Annotated in this window: 18 protein-coding genes; 6 read left to right on the top strand and 12 right to left on the bottom strand. The window is 72.1% G+C overall.

Features of this window, described 5'->3' with window-relative positions; translation table 11 throughout:
- Position 1: 1 nt before the first annotated feature.
- Positions 2-1213 (bottom strand): MFS transporter, encoded by a 1212-nt coding sequence (locus tag OG867_RS22745; RefSeq protein WP_328900066.1) that lies wholly within the window; start codon positions 1211-1213, stop codon positions 2-4.
- 106 nt (positions 1214-1319) lie between these two features.
- Here OG867_RS22745 and OG867_RS22750 point away from each other — a divergent pair, with 106 nt between their 5' ends.
- Positions 1320-1751: an Lrp/AsnC family transcriptional regulator gene (locus OG867_RS22750; RefSeq protein ID WP_026171549.1), complete on the top strand. Its 432-nt coding sequence runs from the start codon at positions 1320-1322 to the stop codon at positions 1749-1751.
- A 12-nt stretch (positions 1752-1763) separates the two neighbouring features.
- Here the strand turns inward: OG867_RS22750 and OG867_RS22755 are convergent, their stop codons facing one another.
- From OG867_RS22755 to OG867_RS22770, 4 genes are all read right to left on the bottom strand, one after another.
- On the bottom strand, positions 1764-3347 hold the full coding sequence (locus tag OG867_RS22755; protein WP_406287944.1) for a GAF domain-containing protein: 1584 nt from the start codon (positions 3345-3347) through the stop codon (positions 1764-1766).
- A 25-nt stretch (positions 3348-3372) separates the two neighbouring features.
- Positions 3373-4410 carry a rod shape-determining protein gene (locus OG867_RS22760; RefSeq protein ID WP_328900064.1) on the bottom strand — a complete coding sequence of 346 codons (1038 nt, stop codon included), beginning with the start codon at positions 4408-4410 and terminating at the stop codon, positions 3373-3375.
- 267 nt (positions 4411-4677) lie between these two features.
- Positions 4678-5250, bottom strand: coding sequence for a hypothetical protein (locus OG867_RS22765; RefSeq protein ID WP_328900063.1), 573 nt, complete (start codon positions 5248-5250; stop codon positions 4678-4680).
- A gap of 24 nt (positions 5251-5274) precedes the next feature.
- Complete coding sequence (locus OG867_RS22770) at positions 5275-5700, bottom strand: MarR family transcriptional regulator (protein WP_328900062.1); 426 nt, start codon at positions 5698-5700, stop codon at positions 5275-5277.
- Positions 5701-5836: 136 nt separating this feature from the next.
- On the opposite strand from OG867_RS22770, the gene OG867_RS22775 reads away from it, so the two are divergent.
- The 3 genes from OG867_RS22775 (at position 5837) to OG867_RS22785 (ending at position 8223) form a co-directional block, all read left to right on the top strand.
- Positions 5837-6856: an NADP-dependent oxidoreductase gene (locus tag OG867_RS22775; protein WP_406287947.1), complete on the top strand. Its 1020-nt coding sequence runs from the start codon at positions 5837-5839 to the stop codon at positions 6854-6856.
- Positions 6857-6946: 90 nt separating this feature from the next.
- Positions 6947-7375: an organic hydroperoxide resistance protein gene (locus OG867_RS22780; RefSeq protein ID WP_018103319.1), complete on the top strand. Its 429-nt coding sequence runs from the start codon at positions 6947-6949 to the stop codon at positions 7373-7375.
- Positions 7376-7428: 53 nt separating this feature from the next.
- The gene (locus OG867_RS22785) at positions 7429-8223 is read left to right on the top strand and encodes an EI24 domain-containing protein (RefSeq protein WP_406287949.1); all 795 of its coding nucleotides are present in this window, start codon (positions 7429-7431) and stop codon (positions 8221-8223) included.
- Positions 8224-8235: 12 nt separating this feature from the next.
- On the opposite strand, the gene OG867_RS22790 is transcribed toward OG867_RS22785, so the two are convergent.
- Positions 8236-9228: an aldose epimerase family protein gene (locus OG867_RS22790; protein WP_406287952.1), complete on the bottom strand. Its 993-nt coding sequence runs from the start codon at positions 9226-9228 to the stop codon at positions 8236-8238.
- Between the two features lie 11 nt (positions 9229-9239).
- Positions 9240-10154, bottom strand: coding sequence for an SGNH/GDSL hydrolase family protein (locus OG867_RS22795; RefSeq protein ID WP_328900057.1), 915 nt, complete (start codon positions 10152-10154; stop codon positions 9240-9242).
- Positions 10155-10432: 278 nt separating this feature from the next.
- Here OG867_RS22795 and OG867_RS22800 point away from each other — a divergent pair, with 278 nt between their 5' ends.
- Positions 10433-10927, top strand: a complete 495-nt coding sequence (locus tag OG867_RS22800; RefSeq protein WP_328900056.1) for a DUF3145 domain-containing protein — start codon at positions 10433-10435, stop codon at positions 10925-10927.
- Positions 10928-11111: 184 nt separating this feature from the next.
- Here the strand turns inward: OG867_RS22800 and fabF are convergent, their stop codons facing one another.
- From fabF to OG867_RS22825, 5 genes are all read right to left on the bottom strand, one after another.
- Positions 11112-12374 carry a beta-ketoacyl-ACP synthase II gene (gene fabF, locus OG867_RS22805; RefSeq protein ID WP_328900055.1) on the bottom strand — a complete coding sequence of 421 codons (1263 nt, stop codon included), beginning with the start codon at positions 12372-12374 and terminating at the stop codon, positions 11112-11114.
- Between the two features lie 77 nt (positions 12375-12451).
- The gene (locus tag OG867_RS22810) at positions 12452-12700 is read right to left on the bottom strand and encodes an acyl carrier protein (RefSeq protein WP_328900054.1); all 249 of its coding nucleotides are present in this window, start codon (positions 12698-12700) and stop codon (positions 12452-12454) included.
- Positions 12701-12762: 62 nt separating this feature from the next.
- Positions 12763-13794, bottom strand: coding sequence for a ketoacyl-ACP synthase III (locus OG867_RS22815; RefSeq protein WP_328900053.1), 1032 nt, complete (start codon positions 13792-13794; stop codon positions 12763-12765).
- A gap of 13 nt (positions 13795-13807) precedes the next feature.
- A complete protein-coding gene (locus OG867_RS22820) occupies positions 13808-14722 on the bottom strand; it encodes an ACP S-malonyltransferase (RefSeq protein ID WP_073965317.1) in 915 nt (304 codons plus the stop codon).
- An 89-nt stretch (positions 14723-14811) separates the two neighbouring features.
- Positions 14812-16011, bottom strand: coding sequence for a CdaR family transcriptional regulator (locus tag OG867_RS22825; RefSeq protein WP_026171552.1), 1200 nt, complete (start codon positions 16009-16011; stop codon positions 14812-14814).
- Positions 16012-16100: 89 nt separating this feature from the next.
- Here OG867_RS22825 and OG867_RS22830 point away from each other — a divergent pair, with 89 nt between their 5' ends.
- Complete coding sequence (locus OG867_RS22830; RefSeq protein ID WP_406287956.1) at positions 16101-16757, top strand: pirin family protein; 657 nt, start codon at positions 16101-16103, stop codon at positions 16755-16757.
- Positions 16758-16772: the final 15 nt, after the last annotated feature.

Raw genomic sequence — 16772 nt, forward strand, 5'->3', positions numbered from 1 at the left:
CTCACCCGTCCCGCCGCACGTTCCGCATGCGCCCGTACGCGTACACACAGCCCGCCAGCGCCAGGTCGGACAGGAGCATGAAGCCGATCGAGTACGAGTCCTTCGCGCTGTAGATCGCGCCCATCACCAGCGGTGGCACGAAGCCGCCGAGCCCGCCCATCGCGCCGACGATGCCGGTCACGCTGCCCACCTTCGCCTGCGGGGTGACCTGCGAGACCAGCGCGAAGACACTGCCGCTCGCCGTGCCCAGGCCCGCCGCCATGACCAGCAGCGCGATCGTGCCGGTCGGGTCGAGCCGCGGGTCGAACGCCTGGACGATCGCCATCAGGGCGGCCACCCCCAACGCCACCGAGGTGACCAGCGCCGGGTGGATCCGGTCCGACAGCCAGCCGCCGATCGGCCGGAAGATGACCGTGACCAGGGCGAACCCGGCCGCCTTCGTGCCGGCGTCGGTCGGCGTCAGCTCGTACCACGTCTTGAGGTACGTCGGCAGGTACACGCCGAACGCCACGATGCCGCCGAAGCCGATCGCGTACAGCGCGGACAGCTCCCAGGTGACCCGCAGCCGGCCCGCCGAGCCCAGCCGGTGCGCCAGCGAATCCGTCGGCACCGTGCGGCCCGGGTGGTCGTTGATGAGCAGCCCGGCGACCGCCGCGTAGAGCACGAGGGCTCCGGCGACCACGAGGAACGGCAGGTTGTCGCCGTGCTTGGCGATACGCGGCGTGAAGTAGCCGGACAGCGCGACACCGCCCATGCCCATGCCGAAGACGCCGAGCGCGAGACCGCGTTTGGCGGGCGGGAACCACGAGTTGACCAGCGGAATGCCGATCGCGAACGTCGTGCCGCCGATCCCCAGCAGGAACCCCACGGCGAGCATCGCCCCGTACGAGTTCTTCGCCGGGATCAGCAGCAGCACCGGCAGGATGGTCAGCGCCGAGGTCAGCGGGAACAACAGCCGCGCCCCGAACTTGTCGGTCAGCGCGCCCACCGGGATCCGGCCCAGCGAGCCGACCAGCACCGGCACCGCCACCAGCAGTGACTGCTGGAACGAGCTCAGGCCGAGGCGGTCCTTGTAGTCCCCCGACATCGGCGCGATCAGGTTCCACGCCCAGAAGGTGAGCGTGAAGCCGATCGTGGCCATGATCAGATTCCGGTACGCGGCGGGGCCCGGGGCGTCCACGGGTGCGGGTGACTGCTTCGCGGCTGTGTGCACACGGCCAGTCAAGGACGGCCACGAGCCATGGGCCCGTCGGCCTGCTCCGTACGGGGGATGGCTCTTCGTTCTTCGCATATGCGCTGAAACTGCCACAATGGGGACCATGGATCGTCTGGACAGGGAAATCCTCGGTGTTCTCCAGGAGGATGCCCGGATCTCGTACCGCGACCTGGGCGTACGGGTCGGACTCAGCGCCAACGCGGCGGCCGACCGGGTCCGGCGGCTGCGCAAGGACGGCGTCATCCGCGGCTTCACGGTGATCGTGGACCCGGCCGCCGACACCCGCACCGGGCTCGTCGTCTTCATCGACGTGACCCTGCGGATGGACACCACCAACGAGACGTTCGAACGGGCGGTGCTGACCCTGCCCGGCATCACCGAGGTCGTGCACGTGACGGGCGGCCACGACTATCTCGTACGCGCCACCGCCGCCGACACCGCGGCCCTCGACACCCTCCTGCGCCGCCTCAAGCGCGAGGCGGGCGTCGCGCACTCGAACACCCGGGTCGCCCTGAGGGCCGCGCCGGGCCCGTGACGTCCGGCGCCCTCACAGCGGTGCCTCCCAGGTCACCGTCTCCGCCCGCGAACCGTCCGGCTCGTGCCCGTCGTCCGCCACGGTGAGGCGGACCGCGCCGCGCCCGTCCGGCAGGGTGGCCGTCGCGTCCACCTCCACCTCGATCGCCGAGACCCCGGCCCGCCGGTGCGCCGCCGCCAGCGCGCCCCGCAGCGCCGCGAGCAGCCGCCCGCAGACCGGCTCCGCCACCAGCGCGTCCACCGCCCCGGCGAACCGCACCGACGGCTGGAAGCCGAGCACCGCCGCCGCGCCCCCGGTCTCCCGGAGCACCTGGCCCCGGAAGGTGGTGGGGGCCTCGGCGGGCGGCTGCTGGAGCGCGAAGATGGCCGTCCGCACCTCCTGGATCGTGGAGTCCAGCTCATCGACGGCCGTCCCGAGCAGCTCGCCCGTCTCCCCGGCACCGGCCCTGCGGCGCGTCGACTCCAGCATCATCTCGGTGGCGAACAGCCGCTGGACGACCAGATCGTGCAGATCCCGCGCGATCCGGTCGCGGTCCTCGTACACTGCCAGCCGCTCCCGGTCCTGCTGCGAGTCCGCCAGCACCAGCGCCAGCGCGGCCTGCGAGGCGAACTGGGCGGCCAGCAGCCGGTCCACGCCGGTGTACGGGCGGGCTCCGCGCCGCCGGGGCAGGGCGAGCGTCCCGATGAGCCGGCCCCCGCTCTGCAACGGCAGCATCATGCTCGGCCCGAACCGCGACCGTACCGGCGTCGTCATCCGGGGATCGGTCGCCGAGTCCTCGATGAACACGGCCTCACCCCCGAGCAGCTGTTCGAGGACGGGGGAGCCGGGGGCGATCGCCGTGCCCACGAGACCGGCCGGGTCCTCGTGTGTCGAGGCCACCACGATCTCCATCCCGCCCGCTTCGGTGGGCTGGAGGATCACCCCGGCCGAGGCGTCACTGAGCAGCCGCGCCCGCTCCGCCACCGTCGTCAGCGCGTCGGTCGGGTTCGCGCCGGTGAGCAGAGTGTTGGTGACGGCCGCCGCGCCCTCGATCCAGCGTTCCCGCTGGCGGGCGCTCTCGTACAGCCGGGCGTTGCCGATCGCGATGCCCGCCTGCGCGGAGAGGACCTTCAGCAGCCCCGCGTCGGTCTCCGTGAAGTGCCCGGTGTGCTTCTCGGCGAGGTAGATGTTGCCGAAGACCTCGTGGTGGACCCGGATCGGGGCGCCGAGGAACGAGCGCATCGGGGGATGCCCGGGCGGGATGCCGGTGGCCCGCGGGTCGGCCGGCAGGTCGTCGGAGCGCAGCGGGCCCGGCGCGTCCACGAGCGCGCCGAGCAGGCCCGTGTGCCCGTCCGGGAAGTCGCCGATCGCCGCCTGCTCGTCCTCGGTCATCCCGCATACGTACAACTCGCGGATGGTGCCGCGCCCGGGGTCCAGTACGCCCAGCGCCCCGTACCGGGCGTCGGTCAGGGCGGTCGCGGTGTCGATGATCTGCTGGAGCGTGGACCGGAGTTGGAGGTCCGAGCCGACGCTCAGTACGGCTTCGAGGAGCCGGGGCAGCAGCGGCGACCTGGGCAGGCCGCGGTCCGGGAGGGCCCCGGCCGGCCGGTCCGTCATCCGCCGCTCCCGCCGGGGTCCTGGGTCAGCTCGCCAGCGGGTCGAGCACCAGGGGGCTGATCTCGCCCTCCATCATGGCGCCCAGGCCGAGGATCGAGCAGGTGTCGGGCCGCTCCGCGATGTGCACCGGCACGCCGGTCGCGTCGCGCAGCATCTGGTCGAGGCCGGGCAGCAGGGCGCTTCCGCCGACCATCGTGATCCCGCAGTCGGCGAGGTCGGCGACCAGGTCGGGCGGGCAGTCCCGCAGCACCTTGCCGACGCCGTCCAGAACGGCGGTGAGCGGGCGGTGGATCGCCTGCCGGATCGCGGCGGTGTCGACCTGGACGGACCGGGCGAGTCCGGTGGCGACGTCCCGGCCGTGGATCTCGGTGACCGACGGGCCCTGCGCGGTCAGCCCGTTGCCGCTGAGGGCGAGCTGGAGGGGGCGCACGGACTGGCTGGGCAGCATCAGTTCGTGGTGCTGGCGCAGGTGCTGGATGACCGCGTGGTCGATGGCGTCGCCGCCGACCGGGAGGCGTACCGCCGTCACGATCGAGCCGAGCGACAGCACCGCGATCTGCGTCGTCGCGGCCCCGCACACCATGATCATGGTCGCGGTCGGCTGCTCGACCGGAAGCCCGCAGCCGACGGCCGCCGCGATCAGGGTGTCGACCAGCTCCACCCGCCGTGCGCCGAGGCCGACCAGGGTCTCCACGGAGGCCCGCCGCGCCAGCGGGTCGCTGTCGTGCGGGGTGCAGGCGGCGGCGCGCAGCCAGGGCTTGCGGCGCAGCTGGCGCCGGAGCTTCTCGCCGAGCAGGTGGCGCAGCATGCGCTGGGCCATCTCGATGTCCACGACGGTCCCGCCGGACACGGGCCGGGCCACCCGGATGTAGTCCGGGGTGCGGCCCGTCATCTGCTCGGCGAGCGCGCCCACGGCGATCAGTGAGCCGGTACGGGTGTTGACGGCGGCGACACTCGGCTCGTCCACGACGAGGCCGGGCCCCTTGACGTACACCCGGGTGCGGGCGGCCCCCAGGTCGACGGCGACATGGCAACGGCGCAACTGCTCAAGGCTGACGGTCACGGCGGGTTCCTCCCGAGAGCGTTGAGGGCGACCGACGAACAGCCGGCTCACCTGAAAGCCTGCGCCGTTCGGGGACGCGCCGCCCGCTGGGCTGGTCCGGAGGAGGGACAACCTGACGGCGTGTCGAGCGCGCCGCGCGCCCGGAGCGCGCGAAGCCGTACGAACCCGCCACGCTGCTGCTCCCCACGCGGCCAACCCCAGCCCGTCCGGCGCTTGAGGACGCCCGGACGGCAAGGCCAACAAGCCGGCCGGCGATTGAGGCCCCCCTCAGCCCCCCGGAACCACCCGCTGCAACAACCCCCACGTGAACTCCGCGACACACGCCTCCGCCCCGGCCCCCACCCTCAGCGCGAACCGCGTAGGCGCACTCCCCTCCATCGGCCGGGCCGGGGCGAAGGCCCGGGCGACCTCGTCCACCGTGCACGACCAGGGCACCAGGTCGTCCACCGTAAGCAGCACCGGCACGGCAGCGCCCCGCGCCCGTACCAGCCACTCGTTCCACACCGCCCCGCCCGGCGCCACCATCACCTCGAACCGCAGCTCCGGCCAGAGCGGCACCGGCCACAGCAGCACGTCGCACTCCAGGTCGCCGATGCCCCGGCGCCCCGTCGACTCCGGCTCGCCGAGCACCGACCGGTAGCGCCGCAGCGCGCCCCGCCCGCGCGGTGCCCGGACCATGGCCTGCCAGCGCCGGTTCGCCTCCCGCATCTCCGCGAGCGTCGCGCTCAACTCGTGCCGGGCGTCCTCCACCAGACCCGGCTGGTGGTCCGCCATCCGGCGCAACAGGACGAGCTGGAACTCACGTGGCCCAAAGGGCTCGGAAGGGGCGGCGGCGCTCATGGCCCCATCGTGCCCGCCCGCCGCTCAGGCGCCCAGCATCCGCCGCAGCAGATCCCGCAGCACCGTCCGGTCCGCCGCGGGCAGCCCCGCCAGCGGCTCCCGCGCGAAGTCCAGGGCGTCCCGCAGCTGCGCGGCCGTCGCCGCACCCCGCTCGGTCGGCGCGGCCAGCTTCACCCGGCGGTCAGCCGGGTCCGGGCGCCGTTCCACCAGGCCACGCGCCTCCAGCCGGTCCACGATCCCGGTCACATTGGACGGCTCGCACTTCAGCTTCTGGGCGATCCGGCGCATGGGAAGCGGCTCGACGGACAGCAGTCCCAGGACCCGGGCCTGCGCACCCGTGAGGCTGTGCGCGGCGGCGGCCTGCTCGTACTCCTCGTAATAACGCGCGACGACGCTGCCGATGAGCTCGATGACTTCGAGAGTCAGGGGATCTGTGCGCGAGGTGGCCATGACACTCAGGATACCCAGTTGCTTGACAACATGAAATATCCAGGAGCATGGTTGTTTCAGGTAGTGAAGCTTTTCGCTGCCGCGACACAGAGATACCGAGACACCCGCACCCCCACACCGAGGAGACCCCGAGCCCATGTCTGCAGCTCTTCCCGCGTCCGGCCGCGAATGGCACCTCACGGCCCGCCCGCACGGCTGGCCGAAGGCCGAGGACTTCGCGCTGCGTGAGGCCCCGGTCGCCGCCCCCGCCGAGGGCCGGGTCCTCGTGCGCAACCTGCACTTCTCCGTGGACCCGTACATGCGCGGCCGGATGAACGACGTGAAGTCATACACCCCGCCGTTCAAGCTCGACCACCCCATGGACGGCGGCGCCGTCGGCGAGGTCGTCGTCTCGAACGCCGAGGGCTTCCAGGCCGGCGACCACGTCCTGCACGGCCTCGGCTGGCGCGAGTACGCGAGCGTCCCCGCCCAGCACGCGGTGAAGGTCGACGGCTCGCTCGCCCCGCTCTCCGCCTACCTCGGCGTGCTCGGCATGCCCGGGCTCACCGCCTACGCCGGCCTGTTCGACGTGGCGTCCTTCAAGGAGGGCGACGCGGTCTTCGTCTCCGGCGCCGCCGGCGCGGTCGGCAGCCAGGTCGGCCAGATGGCGAAGATCAAGGGCGCGTCCCGGGTCATCGGCTCCGCCGGTTCCGACGAGAAGGTCAAGCTCCTCACCGAGGAGTACGGCTTCGACGCCGCGTTCAACTACAAGAACGGCCCCGTCGCCGAGCAACTGCGCCAGGCCGCCCCCGACGGCATCGACGTCTACTTCGACAACGTCGGCGGCGAGCACCTGGAGGCCGCGCTCTCCTCGTTCAACGTGCACGGCCGCGCCACCATCTGCGGCATGATCGCCCAGTACAACGCCACCGAGCCCACCCCCGCACCGCGCAACCTCGCGCTGGTCATCGGCAAGCGGCTGCGCCTCCAGGGCATGCTGGTCGGCGACCACGCCGGCCTCCAGCAGCAGTTCGTCCAGGACGTGGCCGGCTGGCTGGCCTCGGGCGAGCTGAAGTACCGCGAGACGGTGGTCGAGGGCATCGAGAACGGCGTCGACGCCTTCCTCGGCCTGCTCCGCGGCGAGAACACCGGGAAGATGATCGTCTCCCTCGGCTGAACCGCCGTTCCCCGCACCCGTTAGGCTCAACCCCAGGCCGTCGCGATCGTGGGCGCGAGTCGCGGCGCATCAGCAGGAGGAATCCTCAGCATGACCATTCAGGACATCGCCGTCGCGTACACCGCCGTCGCCACCGCCGAGAACGGCCGTGACGGCCGCGTCGCCTCGGACGACGGCAAGCTCGACGTCATCGTCAACCCGCCGAAGGAGATGGGCGGCAGCGGCGCCGGCACCAACCCGGAGCAGCTCTTCGCCGCCGGTTACAGCGCCTGCTTCCAGGGCGCGCTGGGCGTCGTGGCCCGCCAGGAGAAGGCCGACATCTCCGGCTCCACGGTGACCGCGGCGGTCTCCATCGGCAAGACCGAGGCCGGCGGCTTCGGTCTGGAGGTCGCCATCACCGCGACCATCCCGAACGTCGACAAGGCGACCGCGCAGGCGCTCATCGAGAAGGCCCACCAGGTCTGCCCGTACTCGAACGCCACGCGCGGCAACATCAAGGTGGAGCTCGCGGTCGCCTGACCGCCCCCGCACCACTGAACCGAGCCCCGCCCCGGTCCCGTTAGGCTGACGCCATGCGTGATCTAGGGGCGGGGCTCGGTTTTCTGATCAAGGGCCAGCGCTGGGTGTTCGGCCACGGCAAGTGGTTCGGCATAGGGCTGCTGCCCGGTCTGATCACCCTCGTGCTGTACGCCGGCGCCCTCGTCGGCCTCGGCTACGGCGCCGACGACCTGGTGGCCTGGTCGACGCCGTTCGCCGACGATTGGTCCTCGCCCTGGCTGGGCCTGCTGCGCAACACCCTGACCGTGCTGGTCTTCGTCCTCGGCCTGTTCCTGGCCGTGATCACCTTCACCGCCGTGACCCTGCTGGTCGGGCAGCCGTTCTACGAGTCGCTGTCCGAGGAGGTCGAGCGCACCGAGGGCGGCACGGTCCCCGAATCAGGACTGCCGCTCTGGCGGGAGCTGTGGATCTCCGCCCGCGACAGCGTGCGCATCCTGGTGCGGGTCGGGCTGTACGCGATCCTGCTCTTCGCCCTCGGATTCGTGCCCGTGGCCGGGCAGACCGTCGTCCCCGTCCTCGGCTTCTGCGTCACCGGGTACTTCCTGGCCGAGGAGCTGACCGCCGTCGCGCTCCAGCGCCGGGGCATGGTGCTGAAGGACCGCCTCGCCCTGCTGCGCGGCCATCGCCTGCGCACCCTCGGCTTCGGCGTACCACTGGGGCTGGCCTTCATGCTGCCGTTCGTCGCCGTGTTCCTCATGCCCGGCGCCGTCGCGGGGGCGACCCTGCTGGCGCGGAGCCTGGTGGGCGACGAGGACACGGACGAGGACCCGGACGGCGCGGGCAAGGGCGAGACGGCCGCCGAGGGCTGAGCCGCCCCCCGCTCAGCGCACCGAGAACCCGTACACCGTCGTGGACGCGAACTCCTCGCCCGGCCGCAGCACCGTGCTCGGGAACTCCGGGCGGTTCGGCGAGTCCGGGAAGTGCTGGGTCTCCAGGGCGATCCCGGCGCACGGGCCGAACGGCCGCCCGTCGAAGTGGTCCGCCGTGTACAGCTGGAGCCCGGGCTCCGTCGTCGTCACCGTCAGCACGCGCCCGGACCCCTCGTCGTACAGCTCCGCCGCCGGGGCCGTGCCGTCGAGCACGAAGTTGTGGTCGTACTCCTTGGTCACCGGCCGGGGCTCGCGGAAGTCGAAGCGCGTGCCCTCCACCGGCAGCAGCTCACCGGTCGGCAGCGACTCCGCGTCCACCGGAGTGACCGCCCCCGCCGCGATCCGCAGCCGCTGACCGAGCGCGCTGCCGCTGTCGGCGCCCGCGAGGTTCCAGTAGGTGTGGTTCGTCAGGTTCAGCACGGTCGGCGCGTCCGTCACCGCCCGGTACGCGATGCGCAGCGCCCCGCCCTCGTCCAGCGTGTACGCCGCCGTCAGCTCGACGCGCCCCGGGAAGCCCTCCTCGCCGTCCGCCGAGACGAGGGACAGCTCCACCCCGTCCGGGATCGCCCGCGCGTCCCACACCCGCTTGTCGAAGCCGCACGCCCCGCCGTGGATGTGGTTGCGGCCCTCGTTGCGCGTGAGGTGGTGCGTACGGCCGTCCAGCTCGAAGGACGCCCCGCCGATCCGGTTCGCGTACCGGCCGACGAGCGCGCCGAAGTACGGCCCGGTGTACTCCTGGTACGAGGCCAGGTCCGGCAGCCCGAGCGCGATCCCGTCCCGTACGCCGTCCCGGTCCGGCACCTCGGCCGACTGCACGATCCCGCCGTACGTCAGGACCCGCACCCGCGTGCCGTCCCGCTCCAGCGTCCAGCGGTGCACCGCGGTGCCGTCCGCCAGGGTGCCGAAGTGCTCCGTACCGATCACCGTGCCCGAACCCGTCTGCATGATCAGCGACTCTACGCGGGCGGCCGGACCGCCGTGACGTTGCGGTAGGCGATCTCGGCGAGCCTGGCCTGTCCGTTGCGGCCGGGGTGGAACCAGTCCCACTGGCTGAGCTGCTTGCCGGTGAACCGGTAGTCGAACACCGCCCCACCGTCGTACCGGCAGCGGCGGTCCTTCGCGCACACCTCGCGCAGCACCTCGTTGTACGCCACGACCCGCTCCTGGACCGCGGTGCGCCGGGCCACCGCCGCCGCGCCCATGTCGTCCGCGTCGGACAGCATCGACTTGCAGATGCCCAGCTTCCAGATCTGCTTGCCCAGCGGATTGCCGCGCCCCTGGGACCACAGCCGCTTCAGGTCCGGCACGCTCGACACGTACACCTGCGCCTTCGGCGCCCCGGCGCGCAGCTCGCGCAGCGACGTCCCGAACGACCTCCGGAAGTCCGCCACCGGGGTCATCGACCGCACCGAGTCCCGGCAGGCGTCGTTGGCGCCGATCATCACGGTCACCAGGTCCGGGTCCTCGTCCGCCGCCAGCGCCATCTGCTCCGGCAGTTGCGCCATCCGGGCGCCCGTCACCGCGTGGTTCCAGCTGTGGTCCACCGCGCCGGACGCGCCCAGGAGCCGCACCGCCAGGCTGCGGACCGAGCTGTCCGTACCGGTCGACCAGGAGACCTCCGGGCAGTCGGCCAGCACCGAACACGCGTCGAAGCCGCGCGTGATGGAGTCCCCGACCGCCGCGATCGACTTCGGGCGCGGGTCCCAGACCGGGCCCGCCGCCGGGGACGGACGGCGCTCGGCAGCCGAGCCCTTCGTCGTCCCGTCGGACCCCGAGCCGCAGCCGGCCAGCGCCGCCGAGCCGAGGCAGGCCAGAGCGGCCAGCCCCGCCAGTGCGGTGCGCGAGCGGTGCCGTACGGACCGATCCGGCATTGCCTGGTCTCCTCCTGTTCGTGCCCCGCCGCTCCGCCGGGTGAAGACTGAGCGAAGAAGGGCCCCTGGACCGACGGTACGTCACACCTCCGACACCGGGGCGCGGTAGCTTTTCCCCGTCGAACCAGTGGCTTTCGCGGCTCCCGGCTCCACTCGGGTGGCATCCGAACATCACACCGCGTCACATACTGTCGCTTTTCCGGAGAATAACTCCCGATGCTGTTTACTGATGACAGGCCGCTGGGGAAGGCGAACCTCGTCCCACACTGGAGGTCCCGGTGACGACACGTGGAGTCCTGTACGTTCACTCCGCACCGCGCGCGCTCTGCCCACACGTCGAATGGGCGGTGGCGGGAGTCCTCGGCGGGCGGGTGCAGCTCGACTGGATCAGACAGCCGGCCGCGCCGGGCACCTGGCGCTCCGAATTCTCCTGGCAGGCACGGCCCGGCACGGCGTCCAAGCTGGCGTCCGCGCTGCGCGGCTGGGACCTGCTGCGCTTCGAGGTGACGGCGGAGCCGTCGCCCACGGCGGAGGGCGAGCGCTACAGCTCGACGCCCGCGCTGGGCATCTTCCACGCCGTCACCGGCATGCACGGCGACATTTTGGTCCCCGAGGACCGCCTCCGCGCCGCGCTGGCCCGCTCCGCGGGCGGCGAGACGGACCTGGAGGCGGAGATCGCCAAGCTCCTGGGCAAGCCCTGGGACGACGAACTGGAGTCCTTCCGCCACGCGGGCGAGGGCGCGCCCGTCCGCTGGCTCCACCAGGTCGTATAACCGGGGCTCCGCCCCGGACCCCGCTCCTCAAGCGCCGGAGGGGCTTGATCTGTCCGGACGGCGCCGCGGAAAAACCAGCCCCTCCGGCGATTGAGGAGCGGGGGTTCGGGGGCAGCGCCCCTGACACAACGACGAAGCCCGCACCCTCACACGGAGGACGCGGGCTTCAGACGCGCTTCGCGCGTCAGACGCTACGGAACGCCAGCACCACGTTGTGGCCGCCGAAGCCGAACGAGTTGTTGATCGCCGCGATCGGCCCCTCCGGCAGCGCCCGGGGCGCGTCCCGGACGATGTCCGCCTCGATCTCCTCGTCCAGGTTGTCCACGTTGATCGTCGGCGGAGCCATCCGGTGGTGCAGCGCCAGGACCGTCGCCACGGTCTCGATGCCGCCCGCACCGCCGAGCAGGTGACCCGTCATCGACTTCGTCGCGGAGATCGCGACGTGGTCCAGGTCCTCGCCCAGCACCGCGCGCAGCGCCTTGACCTCCGCGAGGTCACCCTGCGGGGTGGACGTCGCGTGGGCGTTCAGGTGGGCGATCTCCGACGGCTTGAGGTCCGTCTGGTCCAGCAGGTTCTGCATCGCCGCGGCGATACCGCGGCCCGTCGGCTCCGGCTGCGCGATGTGGTGGGCGTCGGCCGAGAGACCCTGGCCCAGCACCTCGCAGTAGACCCGGGCGCCACGCTTCGCCGCGTGCTCCGCGGACTCCAGGACGACGACACCGGCACCCTCGCCGAGGACGAAGCCGTCACGGCCCACGTCGTACGGGCGGGAAGCCTTCTCCGGCTCGTCGTTGCTCTTGGACATCGCCATCATGTTGGCGAACGCGGCGATCGGCAGCGGGTGGATCGCCGCCTCGGTACCGCCGGCGAGGACCACGTCGGCGCGGCCGGTGCGGATCATCTCGACGGCGTACCCGATGGCCTCGGCACCCGAGGCGCAGGCGGAGACCGGGGTGTGGACGCCCGCCTGGGCGTTCACCTCGATGCCCACGTTCGCGGCCGGGCCGTTGGGCATGAGCATGGGCACGGTGTGCGGGGAGACGCGGCGTACGCCCTTCTCCTTCAGCACGTCGTACTGGTCGAGCAGGGTGATCACGCCGCCGATGCCGGAGGCGATCACCGAACCCAGCCGCTCGGGCTGGATCGTTTCGTCCTCACCGGCCTTGCCGGTGAAACCCGCGTCCGCCCACGCCTCACGGGCCGCGATCAGCGCGAACTGCGCCGAGCGGTCCAGCCGGCGGGCGAGCGGACGGGGCAGGACCTCAGAGGGATCGACGGCCGCCAGGGCCGCGATCCGGACAGGCAGTTCGGCGAAACGTTCGCCCTCAAGAGGCTTGACGCCGGAACGCCCGGCCATCAGACCTTCCCAGGTCGATGCGGAATCGCCACCCAGCGGAGTGGTTGCGCCGATACCGGTGACGACCACGGTGCGATTGGTCGAGTTCACTGGAAAATCTTCTCCACGTGTAGGGGGTCGTGAATCAGCGGCGCCACCGCCGGGTGGCGACACACGAACCGGCTGGATCAGTCCTGGTGCTTGAGGATGTAGGCCGCGGCGTCGCCGACGGTCTTGAGGTTCTTGACGTCCTCGTCGGGGATCTTCACGTCGAAGCGCTCCTCGGCGGCGACGACGACCTCGACCATGGACAGCGAGTCGACGTCCAGGTCGTCCGTGAAGGACTTGTCCAGCTGGACGTCCTCGGTCGGGATCCCGGCGATCTCGTTGACGATCTCGGCGAGACCTTCGACGATCTCTTCCTGCGTGGCGGCCATTTCGGCGCTCCTTCGATGTATTTCTGCTGGGTTCGGGCGTCCGGGCGAAAAGCCCGGAGTGCCTAGGGGAGAGTAACGACCGTCGCGGCGTAGACGAGACCCGCCCCGAAGCCGATGACGAGCGCGGTGTCGCCGCTCTTGGCCTGACCGGTCGCCAGGAGCCGCTCCATGGCGAGCGGGATCGAGGCGGCGGAGGTGTTGCCGGTGGTCTCCACGTCACGGGCGACCGTGACGCTCTCCGGCAGCTTCAGCGTCTTCACCATCGAGTCGATGATCCGCATGTTGGCCTGGTGCGGAATGAAGACGTCCAGGTCTTCCGGGGCGATCCCGGCCGCGTCCAGCGCCTGCTGGGCGACCTTCGCCATCTCGAAGACGGCCCAGCGGAACACCGCCTGGCCCTCCTGCGTGATGGCGGGGAACTTGACCTCGCCGCGGTCGTTGAGGGGCAGCTTCGTGACATCGCCGAGCTGGAAGTCGTTCCACGCCACGGTCTGCTTGATCGTCTCGGACTTGTCGCCCTCGGAGCCCCAGACGGTCGGGCCTATGGCGGGCACCTCGGAGGGGCCGACGATGACCGCTCCGGCGCCGTCGCCGAACAGGAAGGCCGTGGCCCGGTCCGTCAGGTCGGTGAGGTCGCTCAGCCGCTCGACGCCGATGACGAGCACGTACTCCGCGGAGCCCTCGACGACCATGCCCTTGGCCAGGGTCAGCCCGTAGCCGAAGCCCGCGCAGCCGGCCGAGATGTCGAAGGCGGCGGGCTTGCCGGCGCCGACCTTGTGGGCGATCTCGGTCGCGATGGCCGGGGTCTGCTTGAAGTGCGAGACGGTGGAGACGATGACCGCGCCGATCTGCTCCGGGGCGATCCCCGCGTCGGCGATGGCCTTGCCGGACGCCTCGACGGACATCGCGGCCACGGTCTCCTCCTCGGAGGCCCAGTGGCGGGACACGATGCCGGAGCGGGAGCGGATCCACTCGTCGGACGAGTCGATCGTCTCCAGGATGACCTCGTTGGGCACCACCCGGGTCGGGCGGTAGCCGCCGACCCCCATGATCCGCGCGTACGGAGCGCCCTGGCTGGGCTTGATCTTCGACATGCTCTCGGGCTCCTTAGGCGCCCGCGTGCTCAGCGATGAGCGCGCGGGCCGCGTCGAGGTCGTCGGGGGTCTTGAGCGCGAGGGTCGGGACGCCGGGCAGCGCCCGCTTGGCCAGACCGGTGAGCGTGCCGCCGGGGCAGACCTCGATGAGCGCGGTGACGCCCATCGCCTTGAAGGTCTCCATGCACAGGTCCCAGCGGACCGGGTTGGCGACCTGGCCGACGAGCCGGGTGATGACCTCGTGGCCGGTGGCGACGGTCTTGCCGTCGGCGTTCGAGACGTACGTCACCGAGGGGTCGGAGACGTCCAGGTCCCCGGCCGCCGCGCGCAGCCGCTCGACGGCGGGCGCCATGTGGTGCGTGTGGAAGGCGCCGGCCACCTTCAGGGGCACCACGCGGCGCACCCCCTCCGGCTTGTCCTCGGTGAGCGCGGCGATCTGCGCGGCGGTGCCCGCGGCGACGATCTGGCCGCCCCCGTTGACGTTCGCCGGGGTCAGCCCGAGCTTCTCCAGGTGGGGCACCGTGACCTCGGGGTCGCCGCCGAGCAGCGCCGCCATCCCGGTCTCGGTGACCGCGGCGGCGTCGGCCATGGCGAGCCCACGCGTACGGACGAAGCGGAGCGCGGCCTCCTCGCCGATGACGCCGGCGAACGAGGCGGCGGTGATCTCACCGACGCTGTGGCCGGCGACGACGTCCGGAGAGGCGTCGAGCGCGGCGGCCGACAGCAGACCGGCGGCGACCAGCAGCGGCTGGGCCACCGCGGTGTCGCGGATCTCCTCCGCGTCCGCCTCGGTGCCGTAGCGCAGGAGGTCGAGCCCGATGGCGTCGGACCAGGCCGCGATGCGGTCGGTGGCACCGGGGAGGTCGAGCCAGGGAGTCAGGAAGCCGGGCGTCTGAGCGCCTTGGCCGGGAGCGACGAGTACGAGCACCCTCACACTCTCTCTTGTGAACGGTCCGGAACACCCGTGGGGACAGGGACGAAGAACCGTAGGGGGAATTGTTGATGTCCGACAAAAGTCTAGGACTGCGTATCCCGGTCGGCCAGACGCCCCAGGATCAGGGCGATTCGCAGAGTGAACGCCGAGCGCACATCGGAAGGCGACCAGCCGGTGACGTCTGTCACACGTCGAAGCCGGTAGCGCACGGTGTTGGGATGCACGAAGAGCATCCTGGCCGCGCCCTCCAGGCTGCTCGCCTGTTCCAGATACACACTCAGCGTCTCCAGGAGCGCGGAGCCCGCCTCTTCCAGCGGTCTGTAGATCTCCTCCACCAACTGCTCGCGCGCGGCAGGGTCGCCCGCCATCGCGCGCTCCGGCAGCAGATCGTCCGCCAGCACCGGCCTCGGCGCGTCCTGCCAGGCGCCGCACGCCTTCAGCCCGGCGGCCGCGGCCTGCGCGGACCGGGTCGCGGCCAGCAGGTCCGCCACCACCGGCCCGGCCACCACGGGGCCCGCCGCGTACGGCCCGATCAGGGCCTTCGCGACCTGGAGCGGGTTGTCGCTGCCGCCCGCGATGACCACGAGGCGGTTGCCGAGCACCCCCGTGAGGACCTGGAGCTTGGCGTGCCGGGCGGCGCGCCGGATCGCCTCCACGGTCAGCTCGCTGTCCCCGTCCGGGGCGGTGCCCAGCAGGACGCAGACGTGCTCGGGGGAGTTCCAGCCGAGGGCGGCGGCCCGGGAGACGGCGCCCTCGTCGGCCTCGCCGGACAGCACCGCGTTCACCACGAGCGATTCGAGCCGGGCGTCCCAGGCGCCCCGGGCCTCGGCCGCCTGCGCGTACACCTGGGCGGTCGCGAACGCGATCTCGCGGGCGTAGACGAGCAGCGCCTCCCGCAGCACCGACTCGTCGCCGGGCGCGGCGACCTCGTCGATCGCGGCCTCCATGACCTCGATCGTGGTCCGCACCATCTCGACGGTCTGCCGCAGCGTGATCGCCCGGGTCAGCTCGCGAGGGGCGGTCCCGAAGACATCGGTCGAGATCGCCTGCGGGGTCTCCGGATGCCGGAACCACTCGGTGAACGCGGCGATACCGGCCTGGGCGACCAGGCCGATCCAGGACCGGTTCTCCGGGGGCATCGCCCGGTACCACGGCAGCGACTCGTCCATGCGGGCGATCGCGTTCGCGGCCAGCCGGCCGGAGGACTGCTCAAGCCGCTTCAGGGTCGCGGCATGGAGATGGGCGTCGTTCGCAGCGGGCTGCTCAGGATCGGGTCGGGGCACGTAGACAAGACTGCCTTATCCGGACGCGCGCCCGGAGGGCCGGGGCCGGATGGCTGCCGGGTCCGGGGCCGGCGGGCTACCGTGGACGGGTGATTTCCGTACACCGCGCGGGCGACCGGTTCGAGGGCGGGGACGCGGCGGCCGGCATCGCGTCCCGGCACGCGTTCTCCTTCGGCACCTTCTACGACCCCGACAACCTCCGCTTCGGCCCGGTCCTGGCCTGCAACGAGGAGCGCCTCGCGCCCGGCGCGGGCTTCGAGGAGCACCCGCACAGCCATACGGAGATCGTCACCTGGGTCGTCGAGGGCGAGCTGACGCACCGCGACTCGGCCGGTCACGCCACGGTGGTCCGGCCCGGTGACGTCCAGCACCTCAGCGCTGCCTCCGGCGTCCGCCACGTCGAACGCAACGACGGTGAACGCCCGCTGACGTTCCTTCAGATGTGGCTCGCGCCCCTGGAGCCCGGCGGCGAACCCTCGTACACGACCGTCCCGGGCATCGCCGACTCCACCCCGTACGCCCTCCCCGAGGCGGGCGCCATGCTGCACGTGCGCCGCCTCGCGGAGGGCGAGCGCGCGGCGGTCCCCGACGCCCCCCGGGCGTACGTGCACGTGGTGCGCGGCACGGTGCGCGTCGGCACCGAGGAGCTGACGGCCGGGGACGCGGCCCGGATCACCGGGGGGACGGGGCTCGAACTGGTCGCGGCGGAAACGGCCGAGGTGCTGGTCTGGGAGTTGTGCGACTGACCGGCACCCCGGCCA

Source organism: Streptomyces sp. NBC_00209, assembly GCF_045206345.1.
Taxonomy (GTDB): domain Bacteria; phylum Actinomycetota; class Actinomycetes; order Streptomycetales; family Streptomycetaceae; genus Streptomyces.